This is a genomic window from Endozoicomonas acroporae (assembly GCF_002864045.1).
GTDB lineage: Bacteria > Pseudomonadota > Gammaproteobacteria > Pseudomonadales > Endozoicomonadaceae > Endozoicomonas > Endozoicomonas acroporae.
Genome location: NZ_PJPV01000105.1, coordinates 1 through 19,104, shown reverse-complemented (window position 1 = coordinate 19,104; position 19,104 = coordinate 1). Strand labels below are relative to the sequence as shown.

General features: G+C 47.1%; 12 protein-coding genes. 9 read left to right on the top strand and 3 right to left on the bottom strand.

The window, feature by feature from the left end; genetic code table 11:
• Positions 1-209 precede the first annotated feature (209 nt).
• The 4 genes from CX664_RS17105 to CX664_RS17090 all read left to right on the top strand — a co-directional run bounded on the left by CX664_RS17105 (position 210) and on the right by CX664_RS17090 (position 7,450).
• Positions 210-1,232 carry a hypothetical protein gene (locus CX664_RS17105; protein ID WP_101747918.1) on the top strand — a complete coding sequence of 341 codons (1,023 nt, stop codon included), beginning with the start codon at positions 210-212 and terminating at the stop codon, positions 1,230-1,232.
• Between the two features lie 13 nt (positions 1,233-1,245).
• The gene (locus CX664_RS17100) at positions 1,246-1,905 is read left to right on the top strand and encodes a hypothetical protein (RefSeq protein WP_180966531.1); all 660 of its coding nucleotides are present in this window, start codon (positions 1,246-1,248) and stop codon (positions 1,903-1,905) included.
• A gap of 401 nt (positions 1,906-2,306) precedes the next feature.
• On the top strand, positions 2,307-3,659 hold the full coding sequence (locus tag CX664_RS17095; RefSeq protein WP_101747916.1) for an ankyrin repeat domain-containing protein: 1,353 nt from the start codon (positions 2,307-2,309) through the stop codon (positions 3,657-3,659).
• Between the two features lie 128 nt (positions 3,660-3,787).
• Complete coding sequence (locus CX664_RS17090; RefSeq protein ID WP_101747915.1) at positions 3,788-7,450, top strand: DUF1601 domain-containing protein; 3,663 nt, start codon at positions 3,788-3,790, stop codon at positions 7,448-7,450.
• A gap of 139 nt (positions 7,451-7,589) precedes the next feature.
• Here CX664_RS17090 and CX664_RS17085 read toward each other — a convergent pair whose 3' ends face one another.
• Positions 7,590-8,435, bottom strand: a complete 846-nt coding sequence (locus tag CX664_RS17085; RefSeq protein ID WP_146000089.1) for a hypothetical protein — start codon at positions 8,433-8,435, stop codon at positions 7,590-7,592.
• Positions 8,436-8,993: 558 nt separating this feature from the next.
• Here CX664_RS17085 and CX664_RS17080 point away from each other — a divergent pair.
• Positions 8,994-9,296: a hypothetical protein gene (locus CX664_RS17080; protein WP_101747913.1), complete on the top strand. Its 303-nt coding sequence runs from the start codon at positions 8,994-8,996 to the stop codon at positions 9,294-9,296.
• Positions 9,297-10,332: 1,036 nt separating this feature from the next.
• Positions 10,333-10,914: a hypothetical protein gene (locus tag CX664_RS25820; protein WP_146000088.1), complete on the top strand. Its 582-nt coding sequence runs from the start codon at positions 10,333-10,335 to the stop codon at positions 10,912-10,914.
• Between the two features lie 133 nt (positions 10,915-11,047).
• Here the strand turns inward: CX664_RS25820 and CX664_RS17070 are convergent, their stop codons facing one another.
• Positions 11,048-12,643, bottom strand: coding sequence for a WD40 repeat domain-containing protein (locus CX664_RS17070; protein ID WP_101747911.1), 1,596 nt, complete (start codon positions 12,641-12,643; stop codon positions 11,048-11,050).
• Between the two features lie 498 nt (positions 12,644-13,141).
• Positions 13,142-15,619: a hypothetical protein gene (locus CX664_RS17060; protein ID WP_180966530.1), complete on the bottom strand. Its 2,478-nt coding sequence runs from the start codon at positions 15,617-15,619 to the stop codon at positions 13,142-13,144.
• A gap of 434 nt (positions 15,620-16,053) precedes the next feature.
• Here CX664_RS17060 and CX664_RS17055 point away from each other — a divergent pair, with 434 nt between their 5' ends.
• From CX664_RS17055 to CX664_RS17045, 3 genes are all read left to right on the top strand, one after another.
• Positions 16,054-16,455 (top strand): NINE protein, encoded by a 402-nt coding sequence (locus CX664_RS17055; protein ID WP_101747919.1) that lies wholly within the window; start codon positions 16,054-16,056, stop codon positions 16,453-16,455.
• Positions 16,456-17,183: 728 nt separating this feature from the next.
• Positions 17,184-17,675, top strand: a complete 492-nt coding sequence (locus CX664_RS17050; RefSeq protein WP_101747908.1) for a glycine-rich domain-containing protein — start codon at positions 17,184-17,186, stop codon at positions 17,673-17,675.
• Positions 17,675-18,934, top strand: coding sequence for an MFS transporter (locus CX664_RS17045; RefSeq protein ID WP_101747907.1), 1,260 nt, complete (start codon positions 17,675-17,677; stop codon positions 18,932-18,934). The genes CX664_RS17050 and CX664_RS17045 overlap by 1 nt, the downstream gene beginning before the upstream one ends.
• Positions 18,935-19,104 lie beyond the last annotated feature (170 nt).

Sequence of the window (19,104 nt, the reverse complement as noted above, 5' to 3'; positions counted from 1 at the left end):
GCAGAGCAAAGCAACGTTAAGTAGCTAACCATATGAAATCATATATTTCTGACTCCTTGTTCAGGCACTCTGCTTCGTTACAACTCCGGTCACATAGCTACGGCTATGCTCCCTCCGTTGTGCCTCGCATAGCACCTGCCCAAGGAGTCAGAAATATATGATTCCATATGGCCAGCTACTTAAAACATTATTATCAGAGGAGCTGAAAGATGATCAATTTAACCAATAATCAACGGCCTCCCCAGCTTGATAAGCCCGGCTGTCTCGCACAAGTTCATCAACCAAAAAAGGATGTAACCACTAAAGATCCTGAGTTTGCTTTTAACGGAAAGCCGGTCACTCTTGCCGAAGCTACCCAACCAGCCCCGGTGTCGGGATCAACCGTAACAGATATAGCCCCGGAGTTGGCATCAACTGTGATAGATATAGATATGACACCGGAGTCGGCATCGACCGTAATAGATATGGCAATATTGGCAAGGAGTGTAAAACCCACTTCTGAACCTGCCTCATTACCTGAACCACACCTTGATGATCTTGTTTCCTGGTCGCAGTTGCCGCCGCAAATCAAGCAGGAACTAACACCCTATCATCACCTTCTGTTTGCTATATATCTGGGCTTACCCATAGCGGAAATCAATAAAAAAAATATACGACACAACCTTGAGCACTCAACACAAAAATTTGATTATTTGTCCTGGTATTCACAGCAGCATGGACTTGCCCAGGAAAAACTTACCATACCCAATGGCAAATTGCTGACCATGCTGGGGGGGATCTCAAGGCCCGATCTGGTTGCACGGTACTGTGACATCTTTGGTATTGCCGTTGATCAAAGACAGTTCTGCGGTGAATGGCCTGCCGGTGTCCGGGCTGTTGACGACAATGCTGCACTGAATCATGAACTGGATTTTTTCAAGTTGCACAAAATCTTCATTGGTGATGATTACCTCCGCTCTGTCCCGACCGCAACCGTGGCTTATTGTGCTGGATACCCCGAACTGATGAAGGATAAGGATTTGCGACAACGCTCCATTATTGTTGACAAGTGTCTGTCAACCCCCCTGCTACTGAAAAAAATTCTGGATACCAAAGAGGGGCGAATGACCGTAAATGAGCTGGTAAAAATATTGAGCAATCCTGAAATTATGGCCATCAATACTGCACACCAGTTAATTGAATCCCTGAAAGGGTTTCCACCTCGTTTTAATCTTTCTGAACAACTGTGTTGAGAGATTAGAGGATTTGATCGCTGGAAAAATAAAACGTTATCCCTGGTTTTGCGTCTCCAGTCCTGAAAAGCCTCCCGTCCTCAAACCGCTCTTCTGGCAGGATGTGCACAATGATGGCACAGACCCGGAGATGACCGGTTCGAAACCGCTGACGCTGGATTTTTTGAGGTGTTTGCCATTGAGCCACAACTGGTATTTGATTGGTCTTACCATGGGATTGTCACCGGATGAGCTAAGTCATATTGGCAAAAAAACCAAAGTAGACTTCAGGGTATCGGCAAATGAACTCAGTCTTGCTGCTTCTGAGTTGTCCCGGATACTGGCTCAATCCGAGAGAGGACTGGAAACAGGACATCTCTATCAGGCACTGCAATATTTGGATGATCAAGCGACACTGGCTTACTTTCCTGAGCATCTGTCAGTCCATCCTGACAAACCATTACCAGAGCACATCGCTGAATCCGTTGAAAGTGGAAGATCAATAGCCCATCTTTTGCGCACTTACAAGACAGAGGAACTGGAACGTTTTCTGAAGTTGTTCAGTAGTTATGAGGAAATGAAATACCAGCTGCCCAAGGTCTATAAGGTATGGCGTGGAGTTTGGGAAAAAGGTAAATATTACGAACCCGGTAAACCTTATGTAGCCTGGTCTTCAAGAAGTAAGGCAAAATGAAAGCTGGGGTCTTTATTCTTAAGTAGTTAACCAAATGAAATCGTATTTTCTGACTAAGTGGGCAGTCACTCTGCGGCGTTACAACTACGGTCACATAGCTACGGCTATGCTCCCTGCGTTGTGCCTTGCATAGTAACTGCCCACTTAGCCAGAAATATACGATTCCATTTGGCCAACTACTTAACGCAAAACAAGGGAAGCCGAAACTGGCTTGGTTCTATCTTTTGAAGCGATTCAAGATTTATGATTAAGGTCACCTCCATGAGCTATGTCTTAACAAAGATCACTCTTCAATAAATCCTCGGGATCTGCCGAGTGACAGGCTTTTTTTTGTTTGACCGGGATAAAAAACAAAATTTGATTGTCTTGTGTAAGTAAATACAAAAAGAGGTTTCAAGACCGTGAATATCAGAGGTGAACACACTACTGCTGCCAGCTCTTCATCTCCGGCACCTGCTCAAGCCCATGACAAAAAAAGTAAACGCAAAAAAACGGCAGCAAAACGCGAAACACCACTCCCGGTTGAACATTCCAGCCAGCCCACAAAGGGTAAAAAAACAAGAAAGATGATCGTACCTGAAAAAATTGTCGAGCCGATGATGGCGTCCGCCCTGGCCACTTCCAAAGCGTTGAGCGAGCAACAGAAAAAGCTGAGCGAGCAACTGGTTGAGGCGGCCCGAACTGGCAACAAGGAGGCCGTGGAAGCATTGCTTGACCAGGGCGCGGATATCAATATGAACTGGAAGATGCATGAATGTCCCATTGCAGCAGCAGCCGGGGAGGGTCATCTTGAGCTGGTGCGCTACCTCCATGAGAAAGGTGCAAGGACCGACAAGCTTTTTGCATCACCGATCATGGAAGCAGCCAAATATGGCCACGTTGAAGTGGTAAGTTACCTGCATCAGGCAGGCGTCAGTGAAGATATCTGCCCAAACTGCGACACCCCGATCGATAAAGCCATCGTTGGGGGGCACATTGACGTAGTCAAGTACTTTATTGAACACGGTGTAAACGTTAACGGCTCTGAGAAAAGCTTTAACATTCCCCTGTACCTGGCAGCCAGTTCAAAACACCTTGATATAGTGACATTACTGGTTGAGAACGGTGCTGACATTGACGGTTGCAAAACAGGCCGAAACACCCCGATCTGGATTGCGGCCAAAAAAGGCCACCGTGATATTGTGAGTTTCCTGGTTGCAAAGGGTGCTAACGTCAATGCATTCAGTTCAGGGTACGAGACTCCGATCTGGGTTGCGGCCCGAGCTGGTGACCATGAGCTGGTTAAGTACCTGCTCGAACAGGGTGCGGATCTGAATGCCAACAGTACCGGCTATGGGACCCCGATTCGTGCTGCGGCCCGGGCCGGTGACCGCAATCTGGTCAAGTACTTGCTCGAACTCGGTGCGGATGTGAATGCCAACAGTGTCGGCAGCCTTACCCCGATCTGGGCAGCGGCCTCAGCCGGTCACTACGAGTTGGTCAATGACTTGCGCCGGGCAGGGGCAACCTTTGAAAAAAACAGCACAAAGCATGATACCCTCATCTCTGCAGCTGCCATGGGCGGAAGCATCAAACTGGTTCAGGAATTGCTCCAGGAGGGCGGTTACATCCGAACCCGTGGTGACTACATTCCCCTGATGAATCGGGCGAAGGAACATCACCGGAATCAGCTGCAAGAATACCTGAAAAAAGAGTATGATCTTTTGCCAGACCCGCTTGGTCCCAAGCCCGGGAAAAAAAGAAAACACCGCTGATTCGACATCTGCTTATACACGGTGGCAGGACCGTTGCCAGGGTGGCTGATAAACATTTCAGCAAAATGAACTTATGAACCGCACAGCAGTCTGCTTTTTATATTTTCATGAATTAATGAAATATAATTATGGATAGAAGTTCTGCTGGTATCAGTGGTAAATACGCAAGATCAAATAATGATTACAACCGATCGGATGACCATGCCGCTTCTTCAAGGCATGGGCGTTATAGACATGCCACAGTCAGACAATGGAATAACCCCCCCCGCACTACCCCGGGGCGTAATGAATTTTACCATTCTTCTGGTGTATGCTCTTCTCAACATCTACAGTGTCGTTTGGTAAACCCTGCTCAAGATTTTAATGCCCTCATCAAACAGGAAATAATGGCTGATCTGGTGAGTAGATCTGATCGTTTCGGTCATCGTTATGATGGGAGAAATCACGGTCGATATGCCAGTTCAATTAAAAAATACACGTCAGCTGTTAAAAGAGCTTTAAATCGGGATGAACAAAGCCAGCTGATACCTCTGCTGCAAAATTTTACAGTAACGCGGAGCTGGAATTGGCTAAGCCTGACGACAACACTTCATTCATTTACCTCAGCAGGTGTTTTTACCCCTCATAAACCCATGGATGGCCGTTTTAAACGTACTCAAGCAGCCTTATTGTCAACGCTACTTGATGCAATAATATTCAAGTGCAACCAAAAACCTGAAGCCAGGGATATTGATGCCCGTGGAGTCGCCAACCTGCTGTGGGCTATGGCGAAACTGGTGGACAATGGGCAGGAGCTGACACCAGAACTCAAACAGGCTGTGACCGCGCTGTTGCCCCACGTTAGCGCACAGAATGACCAATTTATTCCTCAGAATATCGCCAACATGCTGTGGGCCATGGTGAAACTGCTGGACAACGGGCTGAAGCGGACACCAGAGTTTAAAGAGGCCGTGGCCGTGCTGCTGCCCCACGTGACACAGAAAGCTAACTTTAAACCTCAGGGTATCACCAACCTGCTGTGGGCCATGGTGAAACTGGAGAACAACGGGCAGGAGTGGGCATCAGAGATCAAACGGGTCGTTGCCGCGTTGATGCCCCTCGTGAACGCACAGACAGCTAACTTTAAACCACAGGAAATTTCCAGCCTGCTGTGGGCCATGGCGAAACTGGTGGAAAACGGGCAGGAGCAAACACCAAGGCTCAAAGAGACCCTGGCTGCGCTGTTGCCCTGCGTGACGGCACAGAAAGCTAACTTTAAGCCACAGGGTATCGCCAACCTGCTGTGGGCCATGGCGAAACTGGTGGACAATGGGCAGGAGCAGACACCAGAGCTCAAAGGGGGCGTGGCTGCGCTGTTGCCCTACGTGAAGGTACAGAAAGACCAATTTAATGCCCAGGATATCGCCAACCTGCTGTGGTCCATGGCGAAACTGGTGAACAACGGCCAGAAGCGGGCACCAGGGCTCAAAGAGGCCGTGGCCGCGCTCTTGCCCCACGTGAACACACAGAAAGATCAATTCAATGCCCGGGGTATCGCCAACCTGGTGTGGGCCCTGGCGAAACTGGTGGAAAACGGGCAGGAGCTGACACCAATGCTCAACAACGCTTTGGCCGCACTGTTGCCCAACGTGAAGGCACAGACAGCTAACTTTAAATCACAGGAAATTGCCAACCTGCTGTGGGCCATGGCGAAACTGGTGGACAACGGACAGAAGCGAAGACCAGAACTCAACGAGGCCGTGGCCGCGCTATTGCCCTTCGTGAACGCACAGAAAGCCAACTTTAAACCACAGGGTATCGCCAACCTGCTGTGGGCCATTGCGAAGCTGGTGGACAACGGGCAGAAGCAGACACGAGATATCAGGGAGGCCGTGGCCGGGCTGTTGCTGCGCGTGAATGCACAGAAAGACCAGTTTACTCCTCAGCAGATCGCCAACCTGCTGTGGGCCATGGCGAAGCTGGTGAACAACGGGCAGGAGCAGACACCGGAGCTAAATGAGGCCGTAGCCGTGCTGCTGCCCCACGTGAACGCACAGAAAGACCAATTGAATCCTCAGCAGATCGCCAACCTGCTGTGGGCCATGGCGAAACTGGTGTCTGACGGGCAGGAGCGGACACCAGGGCTCAACGATGCCGTGGCCGCGCTGTTGCCCCTGGTAAACGCACAGAAAGACCAATTTATTCCTCAGCATATCGCCAACCTGCTGTGGGCCATGGCAAAACTGGTGGACAACGGGCAGGAGCGGACACCAGGGCTCAACGATGCCGTAGCTGCGCTATTGCCCACCATCAACGCACAGAAAGCTCACTTTACACGACAGGAAATTGCCAACTTGCTGTGGGCTATGGCGAAACTGGTGGACAACGGTCAGGAGCGAACACCAGGGTTCAACGATGCCGTGGCCGCGCTTTTGCCCTGCGTGAGCGTACAGAAAGGCCAATTTAAAGCTCAGGGTGTCGCCAACCTGCTATGGGCCATGGCGAAACTGGTGGACATTGGTCAGGAGTGGACACCAGAACTCAACGAGACTGAAGCCACGCTGTTGCCCTCCGTGAACGCACAGAAAGACCAGTTTAATGCCCAGAGTATTACCAACCTGCTGTGGGCCCTGGCGAAACTGGTGGACAACGGGCAGGAGCGGACACCAGAACGCAAAGAGGCCGTGGCTGCGCTATTGCCCCGGGTGAACACACAGAAAGACCAATTCAATGTCCAGGGTATCGCCAACCTGCTGTGGGCCCTGGCGAAACTGGTAGACAACGGGCAGGAGCAGACACCAGAGCTCAAAGAGGCCGTGACCGCGCTGTTGCCCCTCGTGAGTGCGCAGAAAGACCAATTTATTCCTCAAAATATCGCCAACCTGCTGTGGGCCATGGCGAAACTGGTGGGCAATGGGCAGAAGCGGACACCGGAGTTCATCGAGGCCGTGGCCGTACTGTTGCCCCATGTGAACGCACAGAAAGACCAATTTAACCCCCAGGGCATAGCCAACCTGCTGTGGGCCATGGCGAAACTGTTTGATAATGGACAGGAGCTGATACCAGGGCTCAATGAGGCCGTGGCCGCTCTGTTGCCCCGGGTGAACGCACAGAAAGACCAATTTAATGCCCTGGGTCTCGCCAACCTGCTGTGGGCCACGGCGAAACTGGGGGAATTTATTGAGTTGAACGTGGTTACATCCACGTTTGAATCCCTTGTCTGCCGAACCAGTAAAAACCCTCAGCTCTCTCATCAAGAGATATCAATGTCTCTCTGGGGAGTAATGGTATGCTGTGCCAGGTTGTCTCTGGAATGCAATGCCAATAAAAATAGTTTGCTTGAAACGCACATGGATGACCTGTTTACTCGCCTGGAAAATACCTCCCCAGACAATGAAGAGGAACAATCCATCATTACCATGGCCGCAAGTTGGCTTGGGAGAGCGTGTCCGGTGGTCCCCCATTACCAGACAATCATTTCAAAGCCTCAAACCATCGTCCGCAATCAACTGCAATCATGCATTCCCTCTTTGAAGATTGAAGAAGAACAAAGTCTGAACTCACTGCCTCCGGTTGACTTGCTACTGCCAGATCACAACATTGTGATTGAAGTTCAGGGACCGTCTCATTACGTGGGTGGTGATTTCAAAACCAGGGATGGTTCGACTCTGCTTAAAATCGCACTGTTGCAAAAAGCAGGATTTGAGGTCATTGAAATCCCGGTTAACCAGCTTTTGAACCAAGGTTCAATAAAGCGATGTATTGATCAAATAATGACCAGGTTATTTCAGGGAAGGAGTGCCAGCGTTTAAGATACAACACAGTGATCGCTGTCCTGGGATACTCTTTGGCATTAAGTTGCGTGGTAATGATCGTGTGATGCTTGTTTGTAACAGCTCGGATCACCAGCTCTTCGGGCATTTGATACTGGTGTCTTTCTTTTGAATGGATTCAGGACTCAAGACCTGACACAGATTTTCTTTTTTCGAGGTCTTGCCTTCGCTCCCTTCTTCGCTGACTTACCAGTTTCCTTTTTTCAGGATCTTTCATCTTTTCTCTATACCGCTCCCTTTGGCGCTGATTTTCCAGCATTCTTTTTTCAGGATCTTTCATTATTTCTCTATACCGCTCCCTTTGGCGCTGATTTTCCAGCTTTCTTTTTTCGGGATCTTGCATTTGCTCCCTTTTGTACTGATTCAACATCTTTCTTTTTTCAGGATCCTTTATTCTTTCCTTATAAAGCTCCCTTTGGCGCTGATTTATCAGCTTTCTTCTTTCGGGATCTTGCCTCATTTCCCTTTTTCGTTGATTTTCCAGTTTTCTTTTTTCAGGATCTTTCATCATTTCTCTATATCGTTTCCTTTTTCGCTGATTTATTATTTTTATTTTTTCGGGGTCTTGCATTCGCTTTCTTTGGTAATAAAAAAGAAAACTATCAGCAATTTCTTTCCGTGGGATCGTTTGCGTATCATTTGTTGTTTGGTTCAGGTTTATCGGGTTAACAAAAGTAACAGGTAGTAAATCCTGTCGGTTAAACAGTACGGCATGAGGATGAGTTAACTGATCATCTGGACTCAAATGCCTGACAGGTATTGGATCAGGCTCACTAACCGATAAGCATACCTGCTGAGCAAAGGGGGAATTCGATGTTGATGATATCTCATTATTAATGACTTCATCATCAGAATTCCAGGGTACATATTTATCAAGAGCTGATTTTGGTATCTCAGGAATATCCGTTCCAAAAGTGTTTTCTGCATTGAAGTCTGCCAGAGATACAATATTGTATTCACTCAACGATTTAAGAATGTCTGTTTCATTTTGGTGTATATATGATTGACTACTGTAAACAGGAAAAGGAGAGTTCAGCACCTGACCAGACATACCTTGATACACTTGCCTTTGTTTGGGGGCATCAGGTTCGCAGGATTGGTTTATGGTATCTAATCTGTTGGAATAAGGATCAGAAAAAGCGATATAGAATGAATGTAACTTACAAGAGTGATTCATTGAATTACTGGATTATTGAATTAATCCTAAGACTATGTCTTCTTGTAAAAGTTCCTTCCTACCACAAACCATTTGCTATTTTTGTCAACGAAGCATAAGGATCTGCGATGGCCATTAAGTAGTTAACCAAATGAAATCCTATTTTCTGACTTAGTGGGCAGTCACTCTCGGCAACTGCTCCTGCGTTTCTCTATCTCCTGCATCCATGCAGTCGTGCGGCGTTATAACTCCGGTCGCATAGCTAAGGCTATGCCCCCTGCGTTATGCTTTGCATGGTAACTGTCCACTAAGCCAGAAATATACGATTCCATTTGGTTAACTACTTAGAAAACCCCAATTCAAGCTATGCCAAATGCTACTGAGAAAAACTTCCTGATTTTAATTCCAGAGCATATGTTGGCCTTGAGATTTAAAAAGCAGGAGGGGTGTCTCAAAGTGATTCTTTATGAACCCAATGATACAGGAAGGTATAGAACATTTTCATTATATGATCCTGATAATGCTTGTGCTCTTGAGATTAAGGATTTTTTTGATACTTGGAGCGATGATTTTGTTCATAAATTGGATTCAGGAGTTATTATCAGTTCTGATACTCAGGCGTCTTTTGAACAATGTGTTGTCAAAATATTCGGTGATGTGGATTTTTAATCAATTCAAATGCTTGCCAAAATGGCTGGCCACCAGGATCATCGAAGAATCAAACCACAACTCTAAAATAAACCAGTAGGAAGCAGGAGGCAAGGGTAACCAGCACTGAACGGGAATGACCTGTGGGGTTTTCCTGGTCAGGGTCTGATAATAAAAAATTATTTTTAACATTAAGAAGCAAAACCTTGTGGCTTTTACGATAGAAAACTATCGCATCAGACCAACAGTTAAAAAATGGAATGGTTCGCGCCCCATATCTCCTGAACAGCGATCCCCATAAGGATCGCTGTAAGGTGTTTTTGCTTGGGGGGATAAGTAAATCAAAATTCAAGACCCGACCCCGGTTTCCGCGACCCCGGTTTCCGTTTCCCCGACCCCGGTTTCCCGACCCCGGTTTCCGCAAGACCCGACCCCGGTTTCCCTTTCCCGCCGGTTTCCCGCGACCTTGGAAAATTCACTAACACTGGAGTAAGTATACATAACAAAAAATTCCAGGGAACCGAAATGGACAGAATTATTGTGCGTAGGATCTGCAGTTAAAAATGATTTTGCTCTGGTCTTACTGGTCAAATTTGCACGAAAGCCTTTAAAAAATAACTAACACTATGGAAATTATCGTATGACGCCATCTACCTCAGTCCAGCTGAGCTGGTTTGAAAACATTCAATATAATTACCAAACCGAAGGATTGTGGAGCGCCCTGATCGCTGTTTTCTGTTTCTCTGGCCATTCCAGGACCATCTCGGTCGTCGAGGCCGAGAATTACATCAACGCCTATCCTGAATCCGGGCTAACACAAGCTCTGAACAGAAAAATTGGCAGCAGGAAAGTGACTCTTAGTCCTGCAGGTGACTTGCGTGCTCAGACTTCAACGCCACGGCCTGACCCAAAGGACACTCAGACACCCGTAGCTCAGGAAGCAGGCCGGTCAAACTCACAGTCGGAGGTCAACACAGTCCAGCTATCAGAACAACAAAGGCTGGCAGAACAACATAGGTTGGCAGAACAACAAAGGCTGGGTCAATTGCAGGAGAATATGAAAGAACTTGCGAATTTGGCAGCAGAGTATGTCGATATCGTCCGTGAGTTAAGTGAAATCCCTATGGCTACTGTTTTTATAGGTCTGGAACTATCGGCTATTGAGAACGGCGAGAAAATCCTCTCTGCAGAACAAATCATCAGCAATCTGAGAACCTGGAGTGAGGAATTGAAATTTGGATTTAACAGCGTTCTGGACTCATCACAAACGATTACTGATGAATCAGCAGCACAGGCCCTGAAGCAATTCAGATCCAGATTCGACAAACTGGAACGCATACTGGAACGCAAACAGGATGCAGGGCATATTCTGGGATCCACCCTTGATGGCGCTTCCGGGCTGCTGCCTGACATCAGAACAAATATCACTGCTTATCAAGTCCCGGCATGTATTTCAAATGCTGAGAATAGAGTCATTACTTCGGCCAAAAAATTACAAAAGATTATAAACGATGGCCACGAAGTTCTCGACAATGTACTTTCCGTGACACAAGGTAATAAAGATTATCAGGAATTAAAACAGAAACTGGATTCCCGGATACAGAATGTTCTTGATATGCAAGGTACTAAACACAGCTAGATATTTCAGAATAAACATTGTCAGGTCTTGAATCTTGAATGTGTTCAAATACAAAGGCCTGACCCTGGCGTTTCGTTTTTCTTGACTTTATTCAGGAATCAAGACCTGATCCTCGCTTCTTCGCATTTTTACCTTATTCAGTGATCTTTCTTCTTTTCAGCGGGGGAGAACCAGAAGCCTGTCGTCCATCAGTCGTTGTCGTGACTGAGCTCGCCCCGTCCGTGCGCCTATTCCTCATCAGCACCCTTCGCTTCTTGCGCAGTGGTTTGCTCAGATCCAACACCTGGAGGGTCGTGTCGTCAGAGCAGGAAGCCAGCCGCCCATCGGGCAACACCTTGACTGATGTCACCCTCCCGGCATGCACCTTCAGCGTCGCCACGCATTGCTCTCCGTCGGGCTTGCTCGGATCCCAAACGTTTACGATCCCCTTATTAGCGCAGGAAACCAGCCGCCCATCTGGCAATACCGTGACTGAGAGCTGCCAACCGGTATTCCCTTTGAGCGTCAATACGCATTGCTGTCCGTCGGGCTTGCTCAGATCCCACACCTTTATGGTCCCGTCAGCAGAGGTGGAAGCCAGCCGCCCATCGGGCAATACCGTGAATTTCACACAGTTGGCATACACATTGAGTGTCGCCACGCATTGCTGCCCGCCGGGCTTGCTCACATCCCACACCTTTATGGTCTGGTCATCAGAGCAGGAGGCCAGTCGGCCATTGGGCAATACCTTGACCGATCTCACACTGCCGGTATGCCCATTCAGCGTTGCCACGCATTCCTGCCCCTCGGGCTTGCTCAGATCCCACACCTTTATGCTCTGGTCAATAGAGCAGGAAGCCAGCCGCCCGTCGGGCAATACCACGACAGAGTTCACGCAGTGAGTATGCTCATTCAGGGTCACCACGCATTCCTGCCCCTTGGGCTTGCTCAGATCCCACACCTTTATGGTCTTGTCTGCTGAGCAGGAAACCAGCCGCCCGTCGGGTAATAACGTGACTAAGATCACCGCGCTGGTATGCCCTCTCAGCGTCGCCACGCATTCCTTCCCCTTGGGCCTGCTCAGATCCCACACCTTTAAGGTCCGGTCAGAAGAACAGGAAGCCAGCCGACCATCGGGCAATACCGTGAGAGCATTCACAAAGGTATTATGCCCTTTCAGCGTCGCCACGCATTCCTCCCCCTTGGGCCTGCTCAGATCCCACACCTTTATGTTCGCGTCATTAGAGCAGGAAGCCAGGCGCCCGTCGGCCAATACCGTGACTGAGACCACCCCGTGGGTATGCCCCCTCAAGGTCGCCACGCAGGTGTTCAGGGAATTGCTTTGTGCAATCAGGTAGTTATTGCTGACGTATCGAAGGTAAGTCAGCCGTAATAGAGGGTCATCAATGTCATGGTCAGGAACCGCAGGTATATCCCTGTTTTCAATTGTTTTTCTGTATGCGTCAGAAGCAGTGCCGTAATATTGAGCGGACAGTTTTTTCAATTTTTCTTCGGTATTGAACAGGGTTAGCAAGCGGCTGCTTGTTGAAGCCAGGCGGTGAAATTCGACGAACGTCAGGCTGTCAGCAATTTGAGTCAGCATTTCATCGGGTAATGCCAGTAAAGGCGACACTTGCTTAAGAGGAACCACCGAAACCCCCTCTGTGTTTTTTTCTCCCGGCGGATTACCAGACGGAGTTGTATCCCGGGAGGGATGAGTGGAAGCATTATCAACGGCATTTATAGGCATGCCGCCTTTGACCGGTGAACAGCGCTAAAGTTCCTGCCCGACAATGCAATAAATCTGACGTTAATTGATGGCTGCACATTGGCAAGCACCAACGCGGTAATCCGTCCATTACACCGAATCATTGATGGGAGGCGTCTGTTTTTCCAGACCCGGCCGTAAACAGCTAACCATATGAAATTATATATTTCTGACTCCTTGTGCTGGAAATTTTCAGAATCGATACCATTGGTATTTTTTACCTTATTCAGTGGTTTTTCTTCTCTTCAGAGGAGGAGAACCAGAAGCCTGTCGTCCATCGGTCGCTGTCGTGACTGAGTTCGCCCCGCCCGTGTGTCTATTGTTCGTCATCACCTTTGACTCTTTGCGCAGTGGTTTGCTCAGATCCAACACCTTTACGGTTGTTATTCTCGGAATTGATCTGAGCAAAAAGAGTTTCCAGTTACATGGAGTTGATGCCAAAGCAGCAATCGACCGGTGGTGTGCCCACATTGCTGGGGATCAGGAAATACTTAAACTTGACTGAGACCTTGCCTTCAATGGCAGATGAGAATAAAAAAAATCTCTATCGCGTAACCAACCACACCGTTCATATTCCTTAATCACCGTATCCGGGGTGACCGGTTGGCCATTCAACGCCAGACCCCTCTGGTAACATTCGGCTTTGAAGTGTGCCAATTCCCGTGTTGCCTCGGTAGCCTGATAATCCTTAACCACTGCATCCGGTGTGACCGGCTGGCCATTTAACGGCAAGTCCCTCAGGCAACATTGCGTTTTGAAACGGGCAATCCCCAGTTTACCATCCGGACTGTCCGGGAAATCCTTGACCAGCTCATCCGGTGTGACCGGCTGGTCATTTAATGGCAGGTTCCCCAGGTAACATGCTGCTTTAAAGTACGATAATTCAAGTTTCGCTTTGAGTGCGTGATAATCCTTTATCACCGTATTCGGCGAGATCAGCTGGCCATTCAATGGCAGGCCCCTAAGGCTGCATTCCGCTTTTAAACACGATATTCCCAGTTTGCCTTCCGGACTATCCGGGAAATCCTTGACCACCTCATCCGGTGTGACCGGCTGTCCATTCAACGCCAGGCCCCTCAGGCAGCACTCCTGTTTGAAGCGTGCCAGTGCCAGTGTTGCCCTGGTGGCCTGATAATCTTTAACCACCTCATCCGGTGTGACCGGCTGGCCATTCAACGCCAGGCCCCTCAGGCAACAGTCCGCTTTGAAACGCGCCAGCTCAAGAGTTGCATTGGCGGCCTGAAAATCCTTGACCACCTCACCGGGTGTAAGCTGCTGGCCACTCAAGGGCATACCCCTCAGGCAGCATTCCGCTTTGAAGCGCGCCAGCTCCAGAGTGGCATTGGCGGCCTGATAACCCTTAACCACCTCACCGGGGGTGAGTGGCTGGCCATTCAACGGGAGGCCCCTCAGGCAGCATTCCTGTTTGAAGCGTGCCAGCTCCAGCGTTGCATTGGCGGCCTGAAAATCCTTAACCACGTCGTCCACTGTGAGCTGCTGGCCATTCACCGACAGGCCCCTCAGGCAACATTCCGCTTTGAAGCGTGCCAGCTCCAGTGTTGCTTTGGCGGCCCGATAATCCTTAACCACCTGACCGGGGGTGACCTGCTGGCCGTTCAACGCCAGGCCCTTCAGGCAACATTCCTGTTTGAAGCGCGCTATCCCCAGTCTGCCTTCCGGACTATCCGGGAAATTATTAACCACTGCATCCGCTGTTATCTGCTGACCATCCACAAAAAGCCCCCTCAGGTAACATTCCGCGTTGAAGCGCGCTATCCCAAGCTGGCCTTCCGGGCTATCCGGGAAATCCTCAATCACCGCATCTGGTGTGACCGGCTGGCCATTCAACGACAGGCTCCTCAGGCAGCATTCCGCTTTGAAGCGCGCCAGCTCCAGTGTTGCTTTGATGGCCTGATAACCCTTGACTACTGCATCTGGTGTGACCGGCTGGCCATTCAACGGCAGACTCTTCAGACAACAGTGTTCCTTAAATCGCGCCAGCTCCAGTGTTGCTTTGGCTGCCAGGTAATCCTTAACCACGGAATCCGGCGAGACCTGCTGGCCATTCAACGAGAGGCCTCTCAGGCAACATTCCGCTTTGAAGCGTGCCAGCTCCAGCGTTGCCCTGGCGGCCTGATAATCCTCCACCACGGAATCGGGTGAGACCTGCTGGCCATTCAATAACAGGCCTTTAAGGCAACATTCCGCTTTGAAGCGCGCCAGCCCCAGTGTTGCCCTGACGGCCTGAAAACCCTCAACTACGGAATCCGGTGAGACCTGCTGGCCATGCAACCAAAGACTTCTCAGGCAACACTCCGCCTGGAAGCGTGCCATCCCCAGTCTGCCTTCCGGACTATCCGGGAAATCCCCAAGCACCTCATCCGGTGTGACTTCCTTGCCATTCAACGACAGGTGTCTCAGGCAACATTCTGCCTTGAAACGGGCAAACTCCAGTGTGGCTGTGGCTGCCTGATAACCTTCAATCGCTTCATCCGATGTGACCCGCTGGCCATTCAACAGCAGGCTCCTCAGGCAACATTCCGCTTTGAAACGTGCTATCGCCAATGTCTGCTTATTGTTTCGATTTGGCTTCCGGTTGAATTCCTGAATGACCTGATCCGGGGTAATCTTTCTTTTATTGTCATGCAGAATGTTCTGTAAACAAAGTTTTTGCAGGAAAAAGCCAGCTCTCAGAGATGTCCTGTCATTTCTATAGGCCCTGAGCACGGCAGCTGAGGTGATTTGACGTCCGTGTAATGTTTTACTTTCCCAAAAGGCATCTTCAATACATTTGCCATCATCCGGGGTGCTGGTTCTTCTTCTGTGCAATTGATGATTTGATATTCTTTTACCGATAAATGTACTTCTGGATCGGCCAGTAAATCTGCCTGGGCTGGCTTGCTGGCGAGCCCGGTAGGCAGGCTTTGGATGGGGGGGATTTGATGCTGTCGCTTTCAAAATAAACCCCAGGGCTGTAAATGCCAATGTTTGACCTCAATATGATTATCAGGTTCCATTCTTAAAGCTGAAAACAATTTTTATGAACTGTTCAAAATGGCTGCGTAGTTCATATTTAAAAGATGGAATTGGTATAAGCAGCTTAGGATGCATTTGCAACGGGGTGATTGATCAGTCACAAGAATCAAGACCTGACCCTTGCTTCTTTGCCTATGCAACTAGACATTGAGTGTCGTTCAAAAAAGCGTTACCTGACTATTCCTGAAAATGTCTGGGTGGGCGGTAGCGTAGTTGCAGATCAGGAAAGTGCTGTAATGTTTTTTTGATTTAAGGCGCTGGGTAGGAGAAGCATTAAGCCGACTTTTCCTGGTCAAGAAAATATAATGTGCAAAAACCAAGATCCCATCTTTTTTCCAATGGTTCAGGTAATAAAAATGAACGACACCCATAGTAAAGTTATCGGTTATGTACTTTGGATTTTCGGTTTTCTTGGTGCCCACCGTTTTTATTATGGCAAACCGGTCACAGGAACTATCTGGTTGTTCACCCTTGGTCTCTTTGGCATCGGCTGGCTGATCGATCTTTTCCTTATCCCGGCCATGGATCGGGAAGCGGATTTTCGTTTCCATAGTGGCCAGTATGATTACTCTGTTACATGGATATTGCTGGCATTCCTTGGTGTATTCGGTGTCCACCGTATGTACCTGGGGAAATGGATATCGGGAATTTTGTATCTGTTTACCATTGGCTTTTTTGGTCTTGGTGTTATTTACGACTTTTGGACGCTAAACGACCAGATCTCGATTAAGAACAGTGAAAATAGTTCTGGATCATAAAACTGAAAAAGTGGGTTGAAAAATTTTAGGGCAAGAATTGAAAGGCAGTTTTTAATCTTCGATGTGTTCAAGATTCAAGACCCGACCCCGGTTTCCGCGACCCCGGTTTCCGACCCCGGTTTCAGCAAAAGCGGTTAATCAGTGTAAGAAGCCTGCAACGAGTTGCGTGGATAAAGTTCAAATGATGGCATAAAAGGTAAGACCTGCACTCCCTTGAACCTGACCGGGGTCAGGGCCCGAAGAGGCCGAAGACCTGATGAGGTGGGAGTGAGCGGATTCCATCAGGGCCAGAGGCATTGAGACCTCACCCCAAAGGCCGGATATATGGAAGCATTACTCTTTAAAAGCCATTGTGAAAACTTTTCCTTGCATCGCGGGGCGGACCATATATGACCCCGGTTTTTTGTAACACAAATCTCGACTATTGCGTTTAGTAATCAACTCCTATATTGTTGGTTTGTCGTATACATGCAGTAACGACAAAATAATTAAAATAAATAAGTTATAAGGAAGTGTTATGTCTAAGCAACTATCCGTCGCTTTTGTTAAATCTGGCAGTGTAAATCTTTTTCGTGAATTTGACCCATCAAATTTTGTGACTTGCCATGCAGGTTGCATGTTTGAAAACAGATTCTAAAATGGTTTCGTAGTTAGAAAGCTAGTTTATATAAAACGATCAAATCTCTTACAGAATTAGTTTTTACTTCTTTTGTAGGAGGTTTGATTTTATGTTTAGGCGTATTGTTGTGAATAATAAATATAATCAAGTGGAATGTGATATTCCAAAAGCTGAAGATATTAGCGAAGTAAAATCACTCACTGATATTCTTGAAAAGAGGAATTATATTGAGTCCAATATTGACTGGGAGAGTTTAATAGATTCACTATCAAATCCAGAAAAACATTCTCCGACCTCACCTTTTCTTGAAAGAGAAGTATGCGAGCGATTTTTAACTCAATATAAGAGATACTTATACCTGACCTGTAAATATGGAAAAGAACTCGACTTTTCACCATCCGTTGGTATAGATATTATATGGCATGCTCATATTCTAGACACCATTGCCTATCATAGAGACTGTCAATATTTATTTGGTAGTTATTTACATCATTTTCCGTATTTTGGACTACGTGGTGAAAATGATAAAAAGAACCTTGAGCTAGCATTTGAAAATACTAAGGAGCTTTATTTTCAAGAGTTTAATGAGGTGTTAGAATAATGAAAAAATCAGAATTATTTTATTATTGCTATAAGCTACTTTCCAGTTTGTCATTGGATTTATTCCGAATATTGATATTTTGGTGGGTGATTTCGGAATACGGTGGCGAAGAGTTATCGAGCTTATTATTCATCATTACCTTAGCCAGTTTTATGTTGATCCCTTTACTGGGTCCAATATCTGATTTTTATATTAAATCAAGAATTCTATCATATTCTCACTTGGCGTATGCAGCTTGTTTCTTTTTTATTTTTTTGAATATAAGCTCAGAAGCATCTGTGGACACTAAGTTTATCATATTTGGGTGTATCTATTTTATTATTGCTGTTATAACATCAATTTCTAGTCCAGCTAGTAATGCAATAATGGCAGAAATAGCCGAGAGTGAACGCTTACCGTTAGTAATTAGGAAAACTAAATCTATTCTATCTTCACTCGCCCTCATTAATCCATTATTGGCAAGTGCTCTCGGATTGATTTCAATAGAGCTTGGACTAATTGTGTCTGGCTCCATTGCACTTATGGTAGCTCTAGTAGCATTCAAAATGAAAAGTTCAGAGCCAATAAGTAGTCATAATCAAGAGATTGGCTTAAGAGTATGGTCTAAATCTATTATCCAAGGGTGGAAATTAAAATTCCAAATAAAAATTGAACTTTGGTATACGATTATAGTTGGTTTTACAAACTTACTAATAACTCCATTCTTTTTAGTATTAATTCCTCTTTTTATTAAAGAGAGGTTTTCTGCGGATATATTTGCTTACGGAGCAGCAGAGTCTGCTATAGCTATTGGTAATTTGTTAGCAGCTCTTCTAGTGCTACCTTACCTGAACAAAAAACTTCATAAGAGTTGGATCTGCAGTATAGGTGTTTTTATTTCAGGAACTGGTGTTATTCTTGCGTCCATGAGTGAAAACCTCTGGCTATTTATCGGTATTCTTCCTTTTACTGGACTAGGGATAGCAGTATTTACCATGAACGGAATGTCTCATCGTCTTCTTGCTTTTCCAAAGACTGATCGTTCAAAAATTTCAGCTGTAGATTTATCCATAGGAAATATCACAAAAGCCTTAGGCTTGGGGGTAACAGGTTATTTTATTGGATTCTACGATATTCAAATTATTGCTTTAACATATGCAACCCTAATACTAATCATGTCATTTGTGATTATGTTGATACCAGACTGGAAAGAGTTTATGAGTTTGAGGCACGACCAGTTAGAAGGATATTTTGAGAGAAAATACTCAATCACAACTTAGGACTCAAAACGCTAAACTTACACATAAATCGGGTAAGGGCTGGTCTTTCTCCGGCCCTCCCCACAGCACCCGGCATGCGGGTCCGCACCGGGCGGTTCAACGATGATGGTGAAACCTGATCCATAAGTCTTTCAATGAAACAAGCCCAATTTTCGCGAGGTAATTGTTAT

Bases quoted from the DNA above. Each gene is read 5' to 3' on its own strand.
- CX664_RS17070 (WP_101747911.1), bottom strand. From the start codon at position 12,643: ATGCCTATAAATGCCGTTGATAATGCTTCCACTCATCCCTCCCGGGAT.
- CX664_RS17055 (WP_101747919.1), top strand. From the start codon at position 16,054: ATGAACGACACCCATAGTAAAGTTATCGGTTATGTACTTTGGATTTTC.
- CX664_RS25820 (WP_146000088.1), top strand. From the start codon at position 10,333: ATGAAAGAACTTGCGAATTTGGCAGCAGAGTATGTCGATATCGTCCGT.
- CX664_RS17105 (WP_101747918.1), top strand. From the start codon at position 210: ATGATCAATTTAACCAATAATCAACGGCCTCCCCAGCTTGATAAGCCC.
- CX664_RS17090 (WP_101747915.1), top strand. From the start codon at position 3,788: ATGGATAGAAGTTCTGCTGGTATCAGTGGTAAATACGCAAGATCAAAT.
- CX664_RS17050 (WP_101747908.1), top strand. From the start codon at position 17,184: ATGTTTAGGCGTATTGTTGTGAATAATAAATATAATCAAGTGGAATGT.
- CX664_RS17045 (WP_101747907.1), top strand. From the start codon at position 17,675: ATGAAAAAATCAGAATTATTTTATTATTGCTATAAGCTACTTTCCAGT.
- CX664_RS17080 (WP_101747913.1), top strand. From the start codon at position 8,994: ATGCCAAATGCTACTGAGAAAAACTTCCTGATTTTAATTCCAGAGCAT.